The 20,719-nt window shown below is 42.6% G+C and carries 18 protein-coding genes and 1 other annotated feature; of the genes, 4 read left to right on the forward strand and 14 right to left on the reverse strand.

What is annotated here, in order from left to right; all coding sequences use genetic code 11:
- Positions 1–122: 122 nt before the first annotated feature.
- Positions 123–1,400 (forward strand): IS110 family RNA-guided transposase, encoded by a 1,278-nt coding sequence (locus AC1DM9_RS12040; protein ID WP_477580164.1) that lies wholly within the window; start codon positions 123–125, stop codon positions 1,398–1,400.
- A 327-nt stretch (positions 1,401–1,727) separates the two neighbouring features.
- Here the strand turns inward: AC1DM9_RS12040 and AC1DM9_RS12045 are convergent, their stop codons facing one another.
- The 5 genes from AC1DM9_RS12045 to AC1DM9_RS12065 all read right to left on the reverse strand — a co-directional run bounded on the left by AC1DM9_RS12045 (position 1,728) and on the right by AC1DM9_RS12065 (position 10,496).
- Entirely contained in the window at positions 1,728–1,940 is a 213-nt protein-coding gene (locus AC1DM9_RS12045; RefSeq protein WP_477512027.1) for a hypothetical protein, read from the reverse strand.
- A gap of 52 nt (positions 1,941–1,992) precedes the next feature.
- Positions 1,993–3,873, reverse strand: a complete 1,881-nt coding sequence (locus AC1DM9_RS12050; RefSeq protein ID WP_477580166.1) for an alanine--tRNA ligase — start codon at positions 3,871–3,873, stop codon at positions 1,993–1,995.
- Between the two features lie 109 nt (positions 3,874–3,982).
- Positions 3,983–4,226: a binding site (T-box leader), on the reverse strand.
- A 191-nt stretch (positions 4,227–4,417) separates the two neighbouring features.
- Complete coding sequence (locus tag AC1DM9_RS12055) at positions 4,418–8,884, reverse strand: S-layer homology domain-containing protein (RefSeq protein ID WP_441886919.1); 4,467 nt, start codon at positions 8,882–8,884, stop codon at positions 4,418–4,420.
- 938 nt (positions 8,885–9,822) lie between these two features.
- Positions 9,823–10,026, reverse strand: a complete 204-nt coding sequence (locus AC1DM9_RS12060; protein ID WP_076269356.1) for a helix-turn-helix domain-containing protein — start codon at positions 10,024–10,026, stop codon at positions 9,823–9,825.
- Positions 10,023–10,496, reverse strand: a complete 474-nt coding sequence (locus tag AC1DM9_RS12065) for a DUF2975 domain-containing protein (RefSeq protein WP_076269355.1) — start codon at positions 10,494–10,496, stop codon at positions 10,023–10,025. The genes AC1DM9_RS12060 and AC1DM9_RS12065 overlap by 4 nt, the downstream gene beginning before the upstream one ends.
- Before the next feature lie 402 nt (positions 10,497–10,898).
- On the opposite strand from AC1DM9_RS12065, the gene AC1DM9_RS12070 reads away from it, so the two are divergent.
- On the forward strand, positions 10,899–11,837 hold the full coding sequence (locus AC1DM9_RS12070) for an IS110 family transposase (RefSeq protein ID WP_477580552.1): 939 nt from the start codon (positions 10,899–10,901) through the stop codon (positions 11,835–11,837).
- A gap of 267 nt (positions 11,838–12,104) precedes the next feature.
- On the opposite strand, the gene AC1DM9_RS12075 is transcribed toward AC1DM9_RS12070, so the two are convergent.
- Positions 12,105–12,614, reverse strand: coding sequence for a MarR family transcriptional regulator (locus tag AC1DM9_RS12075; RefSeq protein ID WP_477512025.1), 510 nt, complete (start codon positions 12,612–12,614; stop codon positions 12,105–12,107).
- Between the two features lie 273 nt (positions 12,615–12,887).
- Here AC1DM9_RS12075 and AC1DM9_RS12080 point away from each other — a divergent pair, with 273 nt between their 5' ends.
- Positions 12,888–13,919 carry a nitroreductase family protein gene (locus AC1DM9_RS12080; protein ID WP_477580554.1) on the forward strand — a complete coding sequence of 344 codons (1,032 nt, stop codon included), beginning with the start codon at positions 12,888–12,890 and terminating at the stop codon, positions 13,917–13,919.
- A gap of 316 nt (positions 13,920–14,235) precedes the next feature.
- On the opposite strand, the gene AC1DM9_RS12085 is transcribed toward AC1DM9_RS12080, so the two are convergent.
- The 5 genes from AC1DM9_RS12085 to AC1DM9_RS12105 form a co-directional block, all read right to left on the reverse strand.
- Entirely contained in the window at positions 14,236–14,442 is a 207-nt protein-coding gene (locus AC1DM9_RS12085) for a DUF1643 domain-containing protein (protein WP_477512023.1), read from the reverse strand.
- A 35-nt stretch (positions 14,443–14,477) separates the two neighbouring features.
- Positions 14,478–15,479: a helix-turn-helix transcriptional regulator gene (locus AC1DM9_RS12090; protein WP_477512022.1), complete on the reverse strand. Its 1,002-nt coding sequence runs from the start codon at positions 15,477–15,479 to the stop codon at positions 14,478–14,480.
- A 387-nt stretch (positions 15,480–15,866) separates the two neighbouring features.
- Positions 15,867–16,028, reverse strand: coding sequence for a hypothetical protein (locus AC1DM9_RS12095; RefSeq protein WP_477580169.1), 162 nt, complete (start codon positions 16,026–16,028; stop codon positions 15,867–15,869).
- Between the two features lie 420 nt (positions 16,029–16,448).
- A complete protein-coding gene (locus AC1DM9_RS12100; protein WP_339209183.1) occupies positions 16,449–16,931 on the reverse strand; it encodes an NUDIX hydrolase in 483 nt (160 codons plus the stop codon).
- Positions 16,932–17,155: 224 nt separating this feature from the next.
- Positions 17,156–17,662: a MerR family transcriptional regulator gene (locus tag AC1DM9_RS12105; RefSeq protein ID WP_477512021.1), complete on the reverse strand. Its 507-nt coding sequence runs from the start codon at positions 17,660–17,662 to the stop codon at positions 17,156–17,158.
- Between the two features lie 166 nt (positions 17,663–17,828).
- Between AC1DM9_RS12105 and AC1DM9_RS12110 the strand changes: the two genes are divergently transcribed.
- The gene (locus tag AC1DM9_RS12110; RefSeq protein WP_477512020.1) at positions 17,829–18,680 is read left to right on the forward strand and encodes an SDR family NAD(P)-dependent oxidoreductase; all 852 of its coding nucleotides are present in this window, start codon (positions 17,829–17,831) and stop codon (positions 18,678–18,680) included.
- A gap of 507 nt (positions 18,681–19,187) precedes the next feature.
- On the opposite strand, the gene AC1DM9_RS12115 is transcribed toward AC1DM9_RS12110, so the two are convergent.
- The 3 genes from AC1DM9_RS12115 to AC1DM9_RS12125 form a co-directional block, all read right to left on the reverse strand.
- The gene (locus tag AC1DM9_RS12115; RefSeq protein WP_477580171.1) at positions 19,188–19,571 is read right to left on the reverse strand and encodes a DUF2625 family protein; all 384 of its coding nucleotides are present in this window, start codon (positions 19,569–19,571) and stop codon (positions 19,188–19,190) included.
- On the reverse strand, positions 19,535–19,723 hold the full coding sequence (locus AC1DM9_RS12120; protein WP_477580173.1) for a DUF2625 family protein: 189 nt from the start codon (positions 19,721–19,723) through the stop codon (positions 19,535–19,537). The genes AC1DM9_RS12115 and AC1DM9_RS12120 overlap by 37 nt, the downstream gene beginning before the upstream one ends.
- Before the next feature lie 237 nt (positions 19,724–19,960).
- Positions 19,961–20,578 carry a hypothetical protein gene (locus AC1DM9_RS12125; RefSeq protein WP_477512017.1) on the reverse strand — a complete coding sequence of 206 codons (618 nt, stop codon included), beginning with the start codon at positions 20,576–20,578 and terminating at the stop codon, positions 19,961–19,963.
- Positions 20,579–20,719 lie beyond the last annotated feature (141 nt).

The following is a 20,719-nucleotide window of genomic DNA, read 5'->3' on the forward strand; positions in this document are numbered from 1 at the left end:
CCCGTTACCCGTTAACATTCCTGTAGGTGTTAGTAGATTCAATTTGCAGTAAAACGAACGCCCCGCTAGGATGAGTATGTACTGGGTTGGAGCCCTCAGAACTCACCTTAGGAGGCGTTATTATGAAGTCTAGACTAACTAAAGCTCAAAATCAACGTGTAGAACGTGTTTCCACTTCTACGCTTGTCATTGGCATCGACATTGCCAAGGAGAAACATGCTGCTCAAGCTATTAACTTTCGAGGTATTGTCCTCACCAATCGCCCCATTATGTTTTCGAACGACCATGCGGGCTTTGAGCATTTAATAAGCAGTATTCGTAAATTACAGAACATGCACAACTTGAACGACGTCATTGTGGGAATGGAGAGTACCGGTCACTWCTGGTTCAATCTCGCTCATTGGTTGATGAATCAAGGGATTTCTGTTGTTCTTGTTAATCCAATGACGACCAAACGCAATAAGGAAAACAGAGATAACTCTCCATCTAAGAATGACCCAAAGGACGCTTTGGTCATTGCCGATGCAGTGAGCCGCGGGTTTTATACGCCCTTCTCTCCAAAGGAAGAAGCCTTCCGCCGCTTACGGGTTATTGTCACAAACAGAGAGCACTGGGTGGTTAAATCCGGACGGATTAAGAACAGAATCCACCGCTGGTTGGATATCCGTTTTCCAGAATACTGCAAAGCGTTTGAAGATATTTTTAGTCCTCGTTCATTAGCCACTTTGCGTCGTTTCCCAGCCCCATCTGACGTATTGCAGTTAACTCCGGAGCAGATGGTGCAAACCTGGGGAATTTACATGGCTAGACCTGGCGGTGTGCGAGGCAGGAACAAGGCTATCCAGCTCCAAACACTCGCTAGACATAGCGTTGGAGACGCTACTGCCCTTGATGAAGACAAATGGGAGCTTAGGCACCTCATCGAAGAATTTGAACGAATCTGCCACATCATTGCTGAAGCGGACGAGATCATTAAAAAGCTATTGCCCGAGATCCCCTGTTCTGATCTCGTTCGATCCGTCGGTGTTTCCGTTCCCGCTATGGCTGCCATATTCGCATTTGGCGGGGACTTGCGTAAGCTGTCTCACGGAAATCAGTTATTGCGAAAGGCTGGATTAAACTTAGCGGAACGTAGTTCTGGTAAGTWTAAGGGGCACATTAAGCTAACCAAACGAGGAAACTCATTACTACGGAAGCATTTATACTTCTCAGTGTTTCACCTCTTATCTCACAATCGTGCATTCCAAGCCGTGCATGCACACAATGTTGAAGTAAAACGAATGACAAAAATGCAATCCATGATGAAGTTGATTGGGAAATTGGCTCGAATGCTTGTAGCCATGGTGCGAGAAGGACAARCTTTCTCCGCGGATAAGGCTCAGCCGCTACTAGCAGCTTAACTACTAAATTCGCAACYCAGATACGTAGATTAGCTCGTTCGCAGGATTTCACAAAGAAAGCACGGAGTACCGAGATTTTTACGCTTTAGGGCATAGACCCGTTCCGTTAACGTTGATCGGACTCCACACCTTGGTAAGATAGGACGAAGGAATGTAAGGGCTTAGACCCGTTGAGATTTGGGAGAGTGAATCCCAAGGACCTTGTGGAGAGAGGCGTGCAGCAAATCTTTCTGAGGAAGATGTTGTAAATAGACCAACACTTGCACATTGCCAAGAATATGTACCGATAAAATAAAAAAACCGCGATTTACGCGGTAATTAATCGGCTCATATTCTTGTCATCCGACATTTAGTGTCATACACCATATAGCTCGATTTTCGTTCTGTTTTTTTATAAGTTTCCCTTTCTTGCAGTAAAAAAGCAATTCGGATATAATCCGAATTGCTTTTTCTTTGAATAATGTGCTCCGGTACCGTACCGCCAACGGAAAGGCCAATCGTTGTCAAACCACTTCGATTGCCGGATTTATCATTCATCATGGATTCCCGGCAACTCATAACGTTGTTACAAATGGCAATCCTAAAACATCAGCTATTGTTCCGCGTTCTGGAAATATTTATTAATTACTCCTTTAATCCTTCTAACTCCAGCAGCAGAAGATTGTTCTTTTTTAATACTGAACTTTCCTAAGTTTGTTGTATCTTCTACATGAGGTCCTCCACATACTTCTCGACTCCAAACTTTCCCTTCATTATCTTTGATTGTATACACCTTAACGATATCCGGATATTTATCCCAAAAATTCCCTTCAACATTACTTTCTTTCGCTTCAATTTTAGGCAGCTCTGAAATATAGGTAACTGCTTTTGATGAAATCGCTTCATTCACATACTTTTCCACCTCAGCTATTTGCTCTGGCGTAAGTTTTTCATCATGGTTGAAGTCAAACCGTAATCGTTCTGAAGTAATATTACTTCCTTGTTGATGAACATGATCACCTAAAACTTCCCTTAAACCAGCAAGTAATAAATGAGATACCGTGTGCAGCGCTGTTGTTTCTGTTGAATGTTCAGCTAATCCACCTTTAAATTTACCAACAGAAGCAGTTCTGCTCTTTTCAGCATGTTTCTTTGCCGCCTCTATATAAGACGCCTTGTCCTCCATGCTATATCCACTTTCAGTTAGAAACTCTTCCGTCAACTCCAAGGGAAACCCATATGTTTCGTAAAAATAAAAGGCATCTGCACCTGTCACTTTACCCTTATTCTTAAGATGTTTTTGTATTTCAAATTCTCCTTGCTGTAAAGTTCTATAGAAAAGATTTTCTTCCTTATTTACTATTTCGATAATTTTCTTTTTATTACCGATCAAATCTTCATAAGCTGTTGCTTCATCTATATAAACTTCAGACAACTCAACCACAAAACTTCCTTGTATACCTATTTTTTTACCTGCACGAATTGCCCTTCTTAATAACCTTCTTGTTATATACCCTGCATCACTATTAGCTGGCTCCGCACCATCATTAATTAGAAAAGTAGCCGCTCTCACATGATCAAGTATGATTCTAAACGACTTTAAATCGTCAGTATATTGTTTACCACTTAACTCCATCAATTTTTTCTTGGGATTAAGGAAGAAAGCCGTATTATAAATATCCTTGTCACCATTAAGGGCTGTTGCAACCCTTTCTAATCCGCCTCCATAATCAATATTGGGATTTTGCATTTTTACAAATCCTGTGTCTTCTTTTTTGTAACACATAAATACGTTGTTCCCAATTTCTAAAAACCTCTCGCTTACAGAAGCAGGATGATCCAGTGAATCACCGCCTGGTTCAAGATCATAGAACATTTCACTATCAGGCCCACCCGGTTCACCAACAGGCATATCCAATGGATTTCCGGTTCGACTCCACCAATTTTCTTTTTCATCGTATAAGAAAATTTTCCCACCTCTAGATGCCCCATATTGATAGGGATCATCTTCAATGATAGGTTCTATGCCAACTGATTTAAATTTTTCTGACCAGATTTGAATGGCTTCCGTATCTCTCTGTATATTCAAATCATCACTTCCTATAAAAGCACTGATATACAGCCTGCCAGGATCAATTCCTAATTCGATAATATGCCAATTCCAAATGGCATCGATTTGCTTTTTCTTATAGTTATTTTCATTTGCTTTAAACTCCCATCGACCTATCATTTCAAAAAATGTCAGATGCGACGTATCTCCTACTTCATCAATATCCACTGTCCTTAAACACTTCTGAATATTAGCAATCTCATTACCTATCGGATGCTTTTCCCCCAATAAATATGGAACCATAGGTTGCATTCCACTTCCTGTAAACAACGTTGAGGGATCATTTTCTGGTAACAAGCTAGAAGAGGGCACTTGGCTAGCCCCTATTCCTTTCATAAAATCAATATATGATTTTCTTAACTCATCTGGTGTCATTTTCACCATGCTCAATACCTCCATTTCAATTATTAATTATTCTCGGAAAATTATTTTGCAAATATTCGAACGAGAAGATATAAAACAAAAAAGCCCTAAGCTGACATATTTCTTGTCAACTTAGGGCGAACTATTATGTCCGTGTTACCACCTAATTTCAGATTTCTCTGCACTCTATCAATACGGGATATCTCCGATATTGTTTCCTGAATAACGGTGGAACTCCGTTGAAGCCTACTAAGATTCCTCTGTTCGGTTCACAGCTCCGAGACTGCTTCACTATTAGATCAATGAAGATTCGCACCAGCCATCTTCTCTCTGTGAGATCCCTAATAGCTACTATTTCTCATCATAGCCTTTTCGTTTTAAGTTAAAGCAATGCTATCACACTCAACATGCTCTGTCAATTAATTCCACTATTTTTTATAAGGTATAAGTCTGTCGATTCTACCATCAGCTTTGGCAATTCGGTTGCTTCGCATCCTCTGACTTTAGCCAAATTGAATGAGAATGACGCTCAACATCTCTTGGTGATGATGAGCGTCTTCTTTATTCATACCTTTGGAAATGCTTTCAATAAGACAGTGATCGATTCGGCGCGTGTTGTCGATGCATTCGGCGCAAATTGATTGCTGCCACGCCCTTGAATCCAGCCTTGCTGCACAGCTGCATCAATGGCTCCGATCGCCCATGCCGGGATTTGCTTGTCATCTGCGAAGCTCGTTCTTGCGCTTGCGTCGATAGACAGCTTCAATGCTCTCGCGACCATCGTCACCATCTCTGCGCGACTGATCGGCTGATTCGGCATGAACCGTTGATCAGCATAGCCTTGAATGAGTCCGAGCTCTACAGCTTGCGCCACGGCCTCACTCGCCCATATCGGGATCGAGGCTTGATCTACGAACGCCTTCGTACTGCTTTCGTTGCTTAGCTGCATCGCCTTCGCGAGCCATACCGTGAACTCCGCGCGTGTCACGGACTGATTCGGTCTGAATGTTCCATCCGGATATCCGTTCGTCATTCCTCGCTGCACGGCTGCTTGAATATCCTTGGCAGCCCAGTGGCCTGCGATGTCTTTGAAGGCCGGACTCGGCTCGGTCGACTTACGATTGACGGCAAAGACGGCGAATATACCGACATTACGTGTATCCGCTTGAATCGTACTATCCGTTACCGTGCCTTTGAATTCCACCCAACGCGCTGTTGCTTTATCATATTGGAACACAGATGCTTGTTGATCTTTGCCAAGCTTACTGACATCAAACGTCAAGCTGATCTGAATCGGCTTATCGAAGCCGCCCTTCACATCCTTTGACAATTCGAACACCGGGCTTATTGCATTCGGCTGCTGCGTCAGCAAGTCAGCGGAATTGTCGATTTTCTTCAGATGCAGCATCATCGTTTCTTTCGCTGCGCCTACCGGAACAGAAACGGTAATCTGCTTGCCTAAGCTGACCGTTCCCGCTTCGCCGGCTTTGATCGTCGCTTCGCCTTCCTTCACGCCAGGTCTAGGATTATCAGTGTCGATTGGAGGTTTCGGTTCCGATTTATCGATAGAATCCTTCAACCTCGCGTTCAGATCGCGCAGAGTATCCACTACTGTCTCGAAATGATACGGGTATCGATCCAACAAGAACATCAATTGTTTGCGAAGCTCCTCGTTCCCTTTGTTCAAATTGATCAATTTCTCGGCTGCATCAATTAATTCTTTGTAGGGTACCATTAGATCATCGCCGTACACTTCGAACTCATAGATGGAATATCCGTAGTATTCGCCATAGACAGGCATTCGTTCAATTCCTTGGAATTTCACGTATCTAGCCTGCTTCGGAGCGAATTCCACCGTACTCGTCTCTCGTTTATCGCTGGCCGTAAGAATTCGATCGTCTGCCATCACGTTTTTCCATGTTACGTTATCAGTGGAATAGAGAATCTTGAACCGTTTCGCGGCCGTCTCCCATCCGATGACGACCTTGCTAATATTTTGCGTTTTGTCCAAGTCAACGGTGAACCACGAATCGTCTTTGTACGTACTCGCCCAGCGCGTGATCATATTTCCATCGACGGCTTGGCTCGAAGGTACCCATGCCGCCTCTAATCCCGAGGCATCGGTTACCTGATGCAGCGCATAGTTGTTCACATCGAGCAGCGGAATGAAGCGATTATAGACTTGTAGATTATCGATCGTTCCTTTGAACGCGTTGGTTGTGCCGCCGATTTTCGCGACAGGCAGGACAAGCGTCTGAATGCGCTGCACTGGCTGCGCCAGCTTCTCGACGTATTCATTCCCGTTCACATAGAGCGAGACGCCATTGCTGTCCCCCGTGATGAGAAGATGAGTCCATTGGCCAGCCGGCACTTTGTAATTGAATGCGCTATCATATCCTTCTTTAGAGAATCCTAATTTACCCTTGGTGCCGTGTTGCTTTAATTTTACCGTTCCCGCAGGCGATTCCATTAATACGGTATCGTCCGGATTGTCCGCATCCGGGTTAATCCACATGGAGACGGTCCAACCAAAGTTTAAGCTGTTGAGAGGTGTATCCAAATAACTAGTACCGCCGTTGAAGTGGGCGCCTTGCCCATATTTTCCTTTGACAAAATCGACGTTATTGCTTCTTGCATCGTATCCATTACCGGATGCGTCGATGGAATTGTTTTCGAACGAATAATCAAGGACGATTCCTTCCGTATTTTTGACTTTCACATCATAGGAAAGGTGGGTATTCGGCGCATCGCCCATCTTCGCGGCCGTCTTCACAAAGGTGTCGTAGTCTACATCGCTTCTCGCGCCGTGCCACATTTTCTCGGAAAGGACCTGCATGGCAGGGACCAAGCGGACATGAGTATCATCCATCGATAGCCCCGCTTCATACGAAATATCGTTCCAAAGTGCGAACATGCCGCCTTTTAATTGCGGATGGCCAAAAGGCAGCGTCGCACCGTACCATTTTACAGGCTCCCATTCCTGATATAAGAGTGACGTATTTAAATAATCGGCATATAGTCGGGGTACGAGATATAAATAGCTATTATTGATGTTAATGATGTTATAACCAAGATCGATTGCTTGCTGCGGTCCGCCATACGGTAAGTGCCAGATCGCCATGGTCGCTTCATTGCTGATCGGTGTCTTACCGGCGTACTCTTGCAATCCGCCCCACAACAAAGGATGTTTCCCTTTGCTATTGATGAATTTGATCATGGTATCCATATATTTTCTGAAATCTTCCGTGTTTCCTTTGTATTCATCGGTTCCAATTTGAACATCAGGACCGAGAAATGTAGGGTCTCCGCCTTTCCAGCCATCAAGATATTCACTCCACAAATTCTTGACAAATTCCACGGTCTCGGGTTTTGAGACGTCGAGATGCGAATCATTCCCCAGAGAAGGATCTAATGTCGTAAAAGCACGCGAATGCCCCGGCGTATCGATTTCAGGTATAATATTAATACCATAATCTTGACCTAACCGCTGCAAATCGCGGAACTCTTCTTTCGTATAAAAACCATCTATACTTGATAAATTCGGATACCTCTCGCTTTCTAACCGAAACGCACCGCGATTACCTATATCATCATTCAAATGGATTTGCAAATCCGTCATCTTATACCAAGCCATCATCTTCACGTAATCCCGCAAGAAATCAATCGTATAGAATTTGCGAGCCACGTCGATCATAAATCCGCGTGTCTCGTATTTCGGATAGTCGCGGGACTGCCCCTTCGGAATCTGGTCATGACCTTCATCCTGCTTCAGAATTTGCAGCACGGAACGCGTTCCGCTGAAGACACCCTTTACCGTCGGCGCCGTAATGGCTACATAATCACCGATATCGAGTATGTAACCTTCTTGACCTAAGACCTTATCCGTCGGATTTAAGGACAAGTACAGATCTCCGATGGATGGTGTCCCTTGGGTAACAGTCAATTCCCGTCCCGTAATCGCTTTCATATCTTCTTGGACGATAGCTGCTGATTTGGCTAACGACGGGTCATTATAGACAATCTTCGCTGCAGACGATAATGTATATTGATCTGTTCTCCCAATCCATTCTTGCAGGGACGGAATTACTTTCGGTTCCTCATTCAGCCCTTCGATCTGTTGATTTAATCCTGTGACCGTAACTTCGAATGACGGCGTTATCGCTTTCTGCGTTGGGTCCTCCAGGCTTTGTACTTGCAGCATCACATGAACCTTTTTATCCACCAATGGGGGGTGAATGACGCCTTCCTTGTCAATGACAGGCAGCGCATCCGATCCGTAGATGGAGATTTGATAACCTTCTGGTACAGCCGGGAATGGGAACTCGGTCTGTCCTTGACTGATCGGTTCAATGCCGTGAATCCCTTTGATGATTTTCTCTAGTGGATCTTCGCTGTATACCTCGAACTCATAGAATGAGTACCCATACAGAATGCCATCAGCCGGTTTCCGCTCAACCCCTACAAACTTGACGTATCTTGCTTCTCGTGACAGAAAATTTAGGACTTCCGTTCCACCTTGGCAATTAATAATGCCATCATTCTCAAGTGTAATGTTCTCCCAATTATCACCATAGACCGAAGTCAGCACGCGGTAGGATGTAGCTGGCGTCTGCCAACGAATGATAACTTGGCCGATCTCCTTCTTTTCGCCTAAATCTACTTCAAACCACTGATCATCGTATTTATCGGAAGACCAGCGTGTAGACGAGTCTCCATCGACGGCAAATTTAGGAAAAAGTCCGTCCGGAACTTCATTGCCGGATACTTTCACATCCTTCTTCAACGCATAGTTCTCCCGGACGCTAGCTAAAACCGTTGGTGCAGCATCCATTCCTGGCTGCTGCACAGCGAATGGCTCTTCGAGGTTGGCATCTGGGACAGTTTCAGGATCCGAAGCTACTTCAGAACCAGGCACTGTTTCCGGTAATGAGTTATCCGGTGCTTGTTGCGTGATTTCTTCTGCATTTAATGTTCCGTCTGCATACGTTATCGATGGATGAACAGAAAATATGATAGAAAAAAATAAGACCAACGATAACAATAACGAACATCTTTGTTGATTCCTTCGGCTTGACTGCATTTCCTCATCCTCATTTCCTCGTATGAAATGATATATTCGGGTTTTCGTACTGCTAACTTGAGTACTCGTCATTCCCGGGCACCCATTCCTTACCAAGTGGCCTCCTCACAGTTAATAGTATGAGACGTGTTAGCCATAGAAAAATAGATAAGTTCTTACTTTCATATACATTTGTTTACATTTTCATTATATTAATAAATAAAATCCCATCAAATCTACTTGATGAAATCCGGAACTCTATGAAAGATACTCCCAAAAGAGTCTCACAATGAGGAAATTTAGGGAATATTAACTACACTAACCTGCCCTTTAGCTTAATGAAAAATAGAGCAGCTGCCCGATCGCAATCTGCTCCCTGTTGTATTCAACTAAAGTCTCCCGTTAGCAAAATGGAACTTTTAATTCTTTACTTCAATTAATTCTTCAACATTGCCAACTATCTCAAGAATTTACTTTTTGAACGCTCCCTTTAGTAATGAATGAATCTTATCCTTTAAGTGTTCTTTACTATCGCCGCTAAGTACATTTTTATCCCAAATCTATGACTCAGGTATGTCATTCTCATAATAAACTTCATAAGAAACTAAACCATTTCCCCTTGTCACTCATCAGAAATGTTAACACGTTCATGTCATATCATTTTGGCAAGAAAGTGATAACAAAAATAAAAAAGCCGCATAAATTGCGGCTTACAATGTTACTATGTTCTTGTCACCCGATTAAACAATGGTTATGAGAAAGCATTATTATTGATGAGTTATTCTTATGGTATAGTGTCATATTGCCGTTAGCCTCAAAGGCGAAGGCTATGTAGTCGTTAGGATTGATATAGCTTTCGAGCTCTTCATCATTACTTACATCCGCAATGTACGGCGGTTTTTTTATTTTATTCAATCCTGCCGATACTCGAGAATATCTCCAGGCTGGCAAGCGAGTGCTTTGCAGATCGCTTCGAGTGTTGAGATTCGAATGGCTTTCGCTTTTCCGTTTTTAAGTATCGACAGGTTCGCCATTGTAATGCCGACTTTCTCGGATAGCTCAGTAACGCTCATTTTCCGCTTTGCAAGCATGACGTCAATGTTAACCACTATCATACGGTCAACTCCTGTTCTTCTTTGAGCTCGATCGCGTTTTTGAGCAGTTTCTCAAGAACTGCGGCAAATACTGCGATTACGACTGGCGCACAGGTTATAATTAGCCCAATGACCATGACGCCTGGTGCATCTGCGCCGTCAGCTACAAAGTAGAAAAGCGGGAGATTACATGCAAACATGAGTGATACGACAACCGCCGCTTGTTTTATTTTCTTAAGCGCTAAAACAGAGGTTTGCGAAAAAGCGGTATTTGTATCAATGTACCTGAGAAGCTTTAATGCCTGAAGTAGCGTAAATAAATACGCAATAGACGCCACATACGCAGCCAAAGCGGAAAGATAAACTTTAATATCCGGGAAATCCGGCATCATACTATGCGCCATCGCTGGGATTCCATAAAAACACATCACTAATGCAGGAATTGCCATAACAACCAGAACAATTTTTAAAAAGAGCGTCTCTTTTTTCATTTATTTCACCTCATTTTTGATTTTATCACTTCATTTATCGTTTCACAATAAAAATACATTGTTTTCTTCGTTTGAACCCCACAAGTTATTAAAAAAAATAAGCCCTACGGCTTATTTGTTCCTCCTTCAAATTTGAGCCGAAATACGGACATATTTATGAACCCACTAATTGAAGTTAATCGCGAAAATGATTAAACTATCTTGCCCGTTAGAATTCCTGTAAAACGAATATTTTGGACTTTGCATAAAAAAGAGCGCCTCTGTAATATGGGAGTTGGAAACGGGTCTACAGCCCTTTAATCTCACCATCAGGAGGTCGCTCTACTATGAAGTTTAAATCACAGGAAACAAAATCAACGCATTGAAAACATTTCCTCATTTCATCTTGTTGTCGGAGTAGATATTGCCCAGGAGAATCATGTCGCTCGTGCAGTCAGCTATCGTGGTGTTGCTCTGGGTTCGTCGCTAGAATTTAGCAGTCATGATGAAGGGTTTGGGCGGTTCGGCCTATGGATTCAAGATCTGCTCAAATCATTCAAGCTGAGCAAAGTTATCATCGGCATGGAGCCTACCGGCCACTACTGGTTCAGCCTGGCTCGCTGGCTTTCATCAAAAGGAATTGAGGCTGTTCTCGTAAATCCCCACCTCGTCAAAAAGAACAAGGAAAACCGCGACAATACCCCTTCCAAAATCGACCACAAAGACGCACTCGTCATCGCAGATATGGTCAAAAATGGCTACTATTCCCCTGTCCAGTTCAACCCAGAAGCCTATGAGGAACTCCGGATTCTCATGGCCAACCGGGACACGGTTACCAAACGACTTAACAGCGCTGTTAATCAGATTCATCGTTGGGTAGATATTGTCTTCCCTGAAATACGGCACGTCTTTAAAATCCTTACCTGCACCAGCGCCATTGCTACGTTAAGGCTGTTTCCTCTTCCGAAGGAAATTAGCAGCTTAACGACAGAGAAAGTCATTGCCGGCTGGAAGCAATATGTGAAACACCATGCAGGATTGCATCGAGCCGCGCAGCTCATTGTGCTGGCTAAACGCAGCGTTGGCGCTACGCAGGCACTTTACGCCTACAAGCTGCATTTAGCCCATTTACTCGAAGAATACGACTTGGCGCAGCACCAGCTTGAGCAAATTGAACATGAGCTCCATCATATTCTGGGGCGCATTCCAAACGCGCAGAAACTGCTTGAGATTCGCGGTGTAAATGTGACCAGTTTAGCCGGTGTGCTGGGCGAAGCTGGTAACTTAAGTGGTTATACGCATGAAAACGTCTTGCGTCTCTACGCCGGTCTTAACCTAACGGAAGCCAGCTCAGGTAAATGACGTGGAAAAATGGCGCTAAGCAAACGTGGCCGCCTTCGTCTCCGGCGTTTTCTCTTTCTCATAACCACGTGTATGGTCATGACCAATTCGGATGTTAGAGCGCTACACCACCATAAGGTCGAAGTGAAAAAGATCTGTAGTCATTTGAAGTTCTTCTAACCGGATGGACTTCGTGCGGAACCATTCGGTCGCTTGCTGGACCAGTGGTGAAGAATTTATCGCTGTACACCAAAATGCAGTCCACAATCCGAAATTTGGTGTTGAGTTCTACCTATTTTTTAATGCCAATGGTTCTCCCTTAAACATATCATCACGTTTTTCAATCATCACTTGAAAAAATTTCAGGGAGGCCTGGATTTCAGACTCCGATAATTCATTTAAAACCGATATAAACCTATCCTCCATCAATTCATGCATGGTCGCATGTAATTCATAAATCCTTTTGCCCTTGGGTGAAAGGGTAAAATAGACCTCTTTTTTATTATCAACCATCTGGTTTCGTTTGATAAAACCCTCTTGAAGTAACTTATTACTAATTTTTGAAATGCTGGCTTTGGACAAATTCATTTTTTCTGCAATCGACGTATTGTTAATAGGTTCATTGTTTCCAATGCAATCAATCACATGTACGCTTGTCAAGTTGTTCGGAATGGATGTAATGCCATGTGACTGTGCCAAGCCAGTAAACTCGCTAATCTCTGCTGTAAACATTTGCTCGGTTAGATGAACAAAGTGAAGAAAACGTTCGTACAATGTTCGCTTTAACCCCTCAGACATGATGTTAACATCCCCTTTATAAAAGCGAATTGCCCCTAGCAAGTTTAATACGCGGGCTAACGCTATATGATTGTTTTAAGTCCTATTTTTTATTGTTCACTTATAAATTATTTTATCACATTACTTCATAGGGATCAACCCTGAAACACCGAATATAAAGAGAAGTTGACAGCAATTACGCTTTTATATTATAGTTTCATCGTTAACAATAATAAAAAGAAGGTGTTGCATTTGACTCGTTCCGATTCATCTACTCAGTACAATCGAGGGGGTATGACTGTGAATATTGCCAAAACGATAATAGAACGCCGAACCATTCGCAAGTTTAAATCAGAGCCCGTCCCATTCGAATTGATGAATTCATTGCTCAAACAAGCTTCAAGTTTGTGGAAATCCGAAGCGCCTCAACATTGGCGTTGCATTTATTATGACTCCATGGAATCGCGTTTGCGACTGGCAGAGAGCATGTTTGCCAAAGTAATAGACAGTCAGCTTGGTAAATTGATCCCGTCAAAATTAACGGGATTTCTCACCAAATCCGTTCTTAATACGCCGGTTCATCTGGTTTTTATTGCGGCATCTTCAGAAAATCATCGACAGCGTGACAACAATTATGCCGCCGTCTGCAGCATCATGCAAAACCTTCAATTGGTTGGTTGGGAAAACGGTTTGGGGATGCTCTGGTACACGGACCCATTGCTGAACAATCCGTCATTTTTTAATGAAATTGGCCTGAAGACAGGGGAGAAGTTTGCCGGTATTTTAAATATTGGATACTTTGATAGGTCACCTAAAGCCCGAAAAAGGACACCCGCGGAAATGAACTGGACAGAATTCACAACAGATACAAAACTGCATCTAACTAATGAAGACCGTTATGTATCTTCTCAAGACATTTTGGAAACATTAAACATCGCTGTTTGGGCACCGAATGATGGACTTCGTGAACCATGGCGATTTATTTATGTGACCGGCGAAGAAGCCGTTGCTAAACTCGCGCCTTCACATGGGAATACCTCGCAGTCATTACTTATCGTATTGGCAAAGAAAGAAGCTGACCCGCACAAGCAAGAGGAGGATTATGCTGCAGCATGTTGTTTGATTCAGAACTTTCAAATGTTGGCCAACTCTAAAGGCTGGCATGTTCGTCGCACCATGCCGGAATGGATATATGAGCGACGGCTACCGATACCTCTTAAGATAGATCTGCAAGAGAGAATTGTAGCTGTACTGGAAGTTGGGACAGTGGAGCAAATTTCATATTCATCCTCCACTCCCTCGACTTTAAATGTAATACGCCTTTGAATAAATATGAACCTCATTTAAGGAAGCTCCAAAGTGCGATGAAGGGCGAATGAGCACCCCCCGCCGACAAAACAAGTTGGAAACGTAAAAGTTTCAAGCTTGGTCAAGCCGAACACAGCTTCAATAATCCAACTCAGTTTTGATTCCCGATTACAAAATCAAAAACTTATCACCGCTGGCACTTCGTTTTTATTAAGACATCGTTCGACAATCAAAAGAGAAGGCATTCTCCCGATGCCTTCTCTGCTGCTTATTATTAGCTGGTATAGCATAATGTTAACGATAGTTCCTTATCTCAAGATTATCTAGTTTTGATTCATTGTCCCCAAGCTATGATGACATCCTTGATGTGAGGATTCTTCAAGAGCATATCATGCATGGCTTGGTTGTTTTTGGCCATATGTTCTGCATATTCTGGCTTACGGATATACTGATTCAATTTCTTTGGATCCTTCTCGTAAATTGGAAACAAGTTTGCGATAAACACGCCTGAATATTTATTATGACAAAAAATGCAAAACAATATTGAACGTCATATCTGATTCGAATTGATTTGCTCTACTTGGATACTCCACCAATCAACTTCTCTAGATTTTCCCTGTCCAGAAAAGGTGCTAGGCTTATGATCCGGTTCGCATCGATGGTGCCGTCTACAACCTGGTCTACCAAACGACTTAATGTCTCTCTGCTAATAAAGGGCGCCAGTCCATTCACGGCATTCCAGCTCAAGCTTCCTTCTTCGGCTTCTTGTACCAACCGATCCACCTGTTCCCTACCTAGAAAAGGTGCGAGGCTTACGATCCGGTTCGCATCGATGGTGCCGTCTACAACCCGGTCTACCAAACGACTTAATGTCTCTCTGCTAATAAAGGGTGCCAGCCCTTGAACGGAATGCCAGCTCAAGCTGCTCTCTTCTGCATTTTGTACCAATCGATCTACATGTTCTCTTCCAAGAAACGGCGCAATTCCAACAAGATTGTGCACTTCTAAGGAACCGTCAATCGATTTATCTACCAGTCGATTTAATGTGTCACTGCTGACGAACGGAGCGAGTCCGGTAATGACATTCCACACAATCTCGCCCTCTTCTGCCTGACAAACCAGTTCATCCAATGTATCTGTTCCAAGGAACGGAGCCAGCCTCATGATCACGTCTAACTTAAAGACGTTGCTGTCTAATCGTTCAGTAACCTTATGCAGAACGCTTGCCTTTACAAACGGCGCTACTTCTACAAGCTCTTCCACCTCCACCTCTCCGGTATTGACCATCTCTGCAACTTGTTCTGGCCTGTTCCCTGCGATCTCCTCAACGATCGTTCCTAGGTGCTGGTACTCCCGATTTTCTGCGTTTTCTCCTGCATTAATAATGTCGTCTACCGTTTTTCCGAATAACCTCGCAAGCTGCGGAAGCGTTCCGATATCCGGTATCGAATCGCCCCGTTCCCATTTCGATACCGCTTGATGACTTAAATTCAGTTGATCTGCAAGTTCCAATTGGGTCAGATCCTGGTCTTTGCGAAGCTTCGAAATATAAGCTCCAATTTTACGTAAGTCGAGCATCGTATTACCTCCGAAAAAAACAAAATGTACAGTGCGCACCGTCGAATACAGCATAGCATTTCCGCAAACGTGATTCTATCAAGCGTTGGTTGAATTGTCACATCCGCTTTATTCAACTGCCAGTAGAATTGTCTAGATTGAAAATCGCTAGAGAGGGTAGCCAGAAGATCCCGCAGCATATGCCAGATCTGGAATCTACCCGACCTACACTACTTTTGTCGCTTTCATCTATAGGTTTTTCTACAAATCATTTCCATTAAACTGCCCATTAGTTTAATGAAATGAGCAGGTCACTACAGCGCCTGCTCATCGTTGTATGCTATTGAACTAAACTTCCCCGTTAGTACAATGCAACTTAGTAAATATCCTCATTATTTAAAAGCTCTCTTAGCCCCGTGGTAAATTTGAGTACAGTTTTCCTCCTGTTATAAATTCAATGTAAACACTCTCTTCATGCGAACCACCGATTTGTGCGTGAACAAAAATCGTATCTTCCTTGAAACTTATTTTTATAAACCCATCAGAATCATTATCTTGAAGTTCTGCCATTATTCCTTGGTCGATACAACAAACAATACCCTCAATCTGTTCTTATCTCACGCAAAAATGAGAAGTATGTGATATGAATTTTGTTGCTCCTGTCATATCAAAAGTATAATTAATATGAACCGGATATCTTGTCGCTAGTATAAGCTTTGCAGAACCATCAATGGAAGACAATGTGACTTTGTTCGATAGAGGTAACATAATTTATTGCTCCCTTCTTAAATCCTCCGTGTATCATACCTTAAAACTAAACTGCCCGTCAGCTCAACGAGGCTGCCGATTTATGTCGGCAGCCTCGTTCTTTTGATAGTTAATTAAGCTATTGTTCCCCGTTTGTACAATCATTTATGTTGTGAGAAATTACATTCAAATCGCTCAACTCCAGGGTGTTTTTCTCCCAGGCTCTTAATTGTAAACCCAAGTCTACTTGAGTGATTTTAAGTAAAACATTATTCCTGCTCTGTCTACATTAGAAAATTGCAAAGGTTCATCATCCATCAAACGTCTTAATTCGTCTACTGAAATCCATCGTGGGTTTTTAGTATCATCACCTGAAGATAATAACTCCCCTTGCACCTTGCAACGGAAATAAACTCCAACTGAATCGAAAGGACCCTTTATTGTTTGATAAGCTCCAAACGGTCTTATACATTCCACTTGGAATTCTGGGTCGATTCCTGTTGTATCGACCCGTGTATCCTCGCCTTCAATTTCAACTACATCCAGTCCAGTCTCTTCCTTAACTTCCCTTATTAGAGCTTGTGTTAATGATTCATATTGCTCAATTCTGCCACCAGGAAGTTCAATTTTTTTCGTTTCACCCGCTTTATCCCTTGTCTGTACTACTATTTCTAATATTCCGTTTACTATTCTTTCAATTATGGCACGAGAATTTACTAAAAACATTTGTATCAACCCCATTTCACACTATCGAATTAACCAAAATATGGATTTGTTATACAGGATTATTCTACGCAAGCTTCAAACTATCCTGCCCCATTTCAATGAAAAAAGTAGGCTGCCGTAGCACCTGCTCATCAATGTGTATCATTCAACTATCGTTCCCCGTTAGCTCAACGGACTACAGCAGTTTATGTGGGGAAGTAACCTCTCCTCTTGTTATGGCGAGCTTATCTTACGGAAGAATGTGACTTGCCCGCTTTGGCCGATACGGAAAAATACCTCATCTCGCCGGGTGAGACAGGCTTTGTTTTCGGTTCACCCAACATTTTCTCTGGTACGCCGTCTAGACACTCATCCTTGCAGTCCCGTCTATATCTCCCCTCCTCCAACTTCATGTCGATAAAATCAACAACTTGCTGCAGTGATGTGATCTGGCTGATAATATTTTCACGATGACTTCTTAAGAGTCCCACAATCTCCGGATATTCCGCGGGATCAGTATCGGCCGAGACCGCCAAAAAAGGTCGAATTTCCTCTAGCAGCATCCCCGTTTTTTTCAGGCATGCTATCAGCCGGATCGTATTGATGTCCTCCTGCCGATAGATGCGGTGCCCGTTATCCTTCCGCTCTGCGCGAGGCAGCAGCCCGATCTTTTCGTAATAACGGATCGTATCCTCAGTAATTCCGGTTTGTCCAGCGGTTTGCTTTATCGTAAAGCATTGCTCTTCCTTCATCCTGTTCCCTCCCTAAGATTGATTTTTGTACATTATACATCTTGAAGCTGGCTCTAAGTCAAATCTCTTATCCTTGGAGAAAAGCTTTGTTTTCGCGTCTTGACTTGGAGTCGACTTCAAGTTATAGAATGTGCACTATCGAATCATATTAAAAAGGAGATGTACAATGAACAAGGACCAGAGTGAACATATCGCATTGATTACAGGCGCAAGCGCTGGGATCGGGTTAGAACTAACACGGAAATTACTGTCGGAGAACTGGCATGTGGTTGCTGTAAACCGTTCTGATTTTCCAGCCGACGATAGGAGCATCCAGAATGCGGTCAAGAGCGGTTCGCTTCGAATTTATAAAACGGATGATCTCGCCGATTATGCCTGCTTGAGACTTACTTTAGAAGAGATCAAAAGCAAGGAGCAGCGGATCGATATTTTGTTCAATAACGCCGGAGGGTCTTTTCCCGAGCTGAGCTATTCGAAACAAGGACGCGAGAAACATTATGAACTGATGACTGTCGTTCCGTATATTATTCTGATGGAATTGAAGGAACTCATTAAAATCAGTCGTTTAAAAACGGTAATCAATACCTCATCTTCAGCTCTAAAATTTACAAAAGAGTTTTCGATCGAAGACCTGGAGCATCCCAAAACCTTTCGCAAGTTGCTTGGTCCTTACGCGACCTCAAAGCTAGCTATTTCTCTGTGGACTCAGGCCATTGCACCGCAGCTCGCCAAGAATGGTATCAAGATCCGTAGCGTTGACCCAGGTAGCAACAATACACTTAGAAAAGGGAAACAATCCGGACTACCCGTTTTGGTTGAAGTATTGATGAAGCTATTTTTCTCGCCTCCTACCCTCGGTGCCAACAAGCTGTATGAAGGGGCTCTTGGTGAACACCATCATGAGAACGGCGTATTTTTGCTAAAAGGACGGGTTGCGGAATTAAAGTTTAAAGAGCAGGCGCAGAACGTTCTGGAAAGGATTCAAGCGATTTATGAACACGAATTTCTCATGTCTTGAAGCCCAGACATTGAACAGAATACTGCACTAACCTACTCTTTAGTTTAATGACAGAAGGAGCAGTTGCCGCAACGGCGAATTGCTCCCTGGATATTACACTATTGTCTCCCTTTAGTGCACTGTTTCCTTCAACTTTTGCAGCCGTTAAAAGTAAAACTTAGATACTTTCTCATGGACAATGTACTTACTTTGAATTGCGGGCTAGTCCATCGCAAAGATCACAAATAAGACACCCAACTCGTTCAGCACCTGCTTACCCCTTACCTCTTCATAGCTACAGTACTTATTAGTAAACAGATTCACTTTACTAAATTTCGTTTTTGTAAAACGTCCACTTGTCGTAAACCGGTTTTGCATTGATTATTATTTCTAACAGTTCAGCTTTCAAGAGTTCAATATTTTGCTTTTCCACGAGTATCCTGTTTCCACTCACTTTACCAAACAGTATTTTAATTTACTATACTATCCTACCCGTTAGCGTAATGAATCTCTAACAAAAAAGGTTTTTTATTCTGTGCCTAATTGCTCTCTATACTGAAAATTAAGTCCCCAAAGTTCTTCGAGTGGTACTGCTTTTTTTGAACATTTTTCAATTCCACTTTCCTTTGCTTCATTAGACCAAAGATAGGGATAAATAGAAATGCCCTGATTCCCATCTAGCGTAGGAACAATGGTTTCCCAGTTATTCCATCTAAATGGTTCGTAGAATCCCGACAAATCCCCCGTACAAGACCAATTCAGAAAATCAGTATAGCCTATCTCTAAATACTCCCACGCTAACGTATCAGGTGCAATATAAAAAATTTCTCCTTTACCTTCATCAAAGTACCCGCCGTTTAAAGCAAAAAAACCGCCTAATATATCATCGGCAACCAATAAGGCATTTTCCAACTTACAATTTTTGGTCCATGATGGATCGTTCTAGGTAAATTTTCATGACCTGAACCTAAAACGCGAAGCCATCCATTCTGAAGTAAAATACCACCAGTTGAATATTCGACCGCACCTAGCGTTGACTTAGTTGTTAATTGAAGGCGAAACAATTCTTTTTCGCCTTATTCTTTGAAAGAGGGGAGGATAACTGCTCCATTACAATTGTTAGATTCACGAATCCATTGTCTTATCATAAAAAGTGCTGATTCATCCTCAAATACAAGCTCTTTTAGCGGCTTCATGCGGTAACTCCTCATTTTAAACAGCTTATTTATTATAATAACTTTAACTGCCTTTTCCTGCACTAAACCTCCCGTTAGCTTAACAATTGAAAGACATTTTTTTTATCAATTGCCTCCAATATGAAAGACACCAATAACGGTTTTACCATCAACGTCATATAGCGGGATATCATAACCACCTGGGGGTCTACTGTTTTGTATAGCTAGAGCTTCCTCGGGTGTCTTAGGCTGCTCACCGTCTATATCTTTTTTTAGCAAATATCCCGTAGTGCCATCCACACCTGTTGCACTAATTAAATCAGGTCCCGTTTCGTAGGAAGTGGCATCTGCAGCAGAACCGTATGTCTGTCCGTTTTTATTTTTAGGATAGTTCATATTCTTAGGGCTAATATACAAAGAACCAATTATGTTTACTCCATCAACATCATACAGTGGGACATTACGACTAAGTTCACCGAGATAATCTTCTTTCAGCAAGTATCCTGCAATGCCATTCACACTTCCTGAAAAAATTAAGTCAGGTTGCATTTCAACGGAAGTGCTTTCATTGGCAGAACCGTATGTCTGTCCATTTTCATTTTCAGGATAGCTAGGAAGATTTGTGAGGCTTTGATTAATCGTGCTTTTAGCATCGCGTTGAAACGCCATAGTACCTCCCACTACGCAAATGGTTAAAACAACACCAAGAATGATTATTCTAATGTGTTTCGAGTAAACTCTCATTTTCTCACTCCTTAAAAATACTCAATTGTAAATGTATGGTAGTTAACTCAACAATTACTTATACGATACCAGTAGTTGGAAGTTGCGCTATCCTGTCCCTTGGTTTAACGCTAATTACTGGGACATCTGTACAAAAACCTT

Source organism: Paenibacillus sp. 01T431 (assembly GCF_056398625.1).

Excerpts from the sequence above, each read along its gene's own strand:
- AC1DM9_RS12045 (WP_477512027.1), bottom strand. The coding sequence starts at position 1,940 with ATGATGAATGATAAATCCGGCAATCGAAGTGGTTTGACAACGATTGGC.
- AC1DM9_RS12050 (WP_477580166.1), bottom strand. The coding sequence starts at position 3,873 with ATGGTGAAAATGACACCAGATGAGTTAAGAAAATCATATATTGATTTT.
- AC1DM9_RS12060 (WP_076269356.1), bottom strand. The coding sequence starts at position 10,026 with ATGATAGTGGTTAACATTGACGTCATGCTTGCAAAGCGGAAAATGAGC.
- AC1DM9_RS12065 (WP_076269355.1), bottom strand. The coding sequence starts at position 10,496 with ATGAAAAAAGAGACGCTCTTTTTAAAAATTGTTCTGGTTGTTATGGCA.
- AC1DM9_RS12075 (WP_477512025.1), bottom strand. The coding sequence starts at position 12,614 with ATGTCTGAGGGGTTAAAGCGAACATTGTACGAACGTTTTCTTCACTTT.
- AC1DM9_RS12080 (WP_477580554.1), top strand. The coding sequence starts at position 12,888 with ATGACTGTGAATATTGCCAAAACGATAATAGAACGCCGAACCATTCGC.
- AC1DM9_RS12090 (WP_477512022.1), bottom strand. The coding sequence starts at position 15,479 with ATGCTCGACTTACGTAAAATTGGAGCTTATATTTCGAAGCTTCGCAAA.
- AC1DM9_RS12095 (WP_477580169.1), bottom strand. The coding sequence starts at position 16,028 with ATGGCAGAACTTCAAGATAATGATTCTGATGGGTTTATAAAAATAAGT.
- AC1DM9_RS12100 (WP_339209183.1), bottom strand. The coding sequence starts at position 16,931 with ATGTTTTTAGTAAATTCTCGTGCCATAATTGAAAGAATAGTAAACGGA.
- AC1DM9_RS12105 (WP_477512021.1), bottom strand. The coding sequence starts at position 17,662 with ATGAAGGAAGAGCAATGCTTTACGATAAAGCAAACCGCTGGACAAACC.
- AC1DM9_RS12110 (WP_477512020.1), top strand. The coding sequence starts at position 17,829 with ATGAACAAGGACCAGAGTGAACATATCGCATTGATTACAGGCGCAAGC.
- AC1DM9_RS12125 (WP_477512017.1), bottom strand. The coding sequence starts at position 20,578 with ATGAGAGTTTACTCGAAACACATTAGAATAATCATTCTTGGTGTTGTT.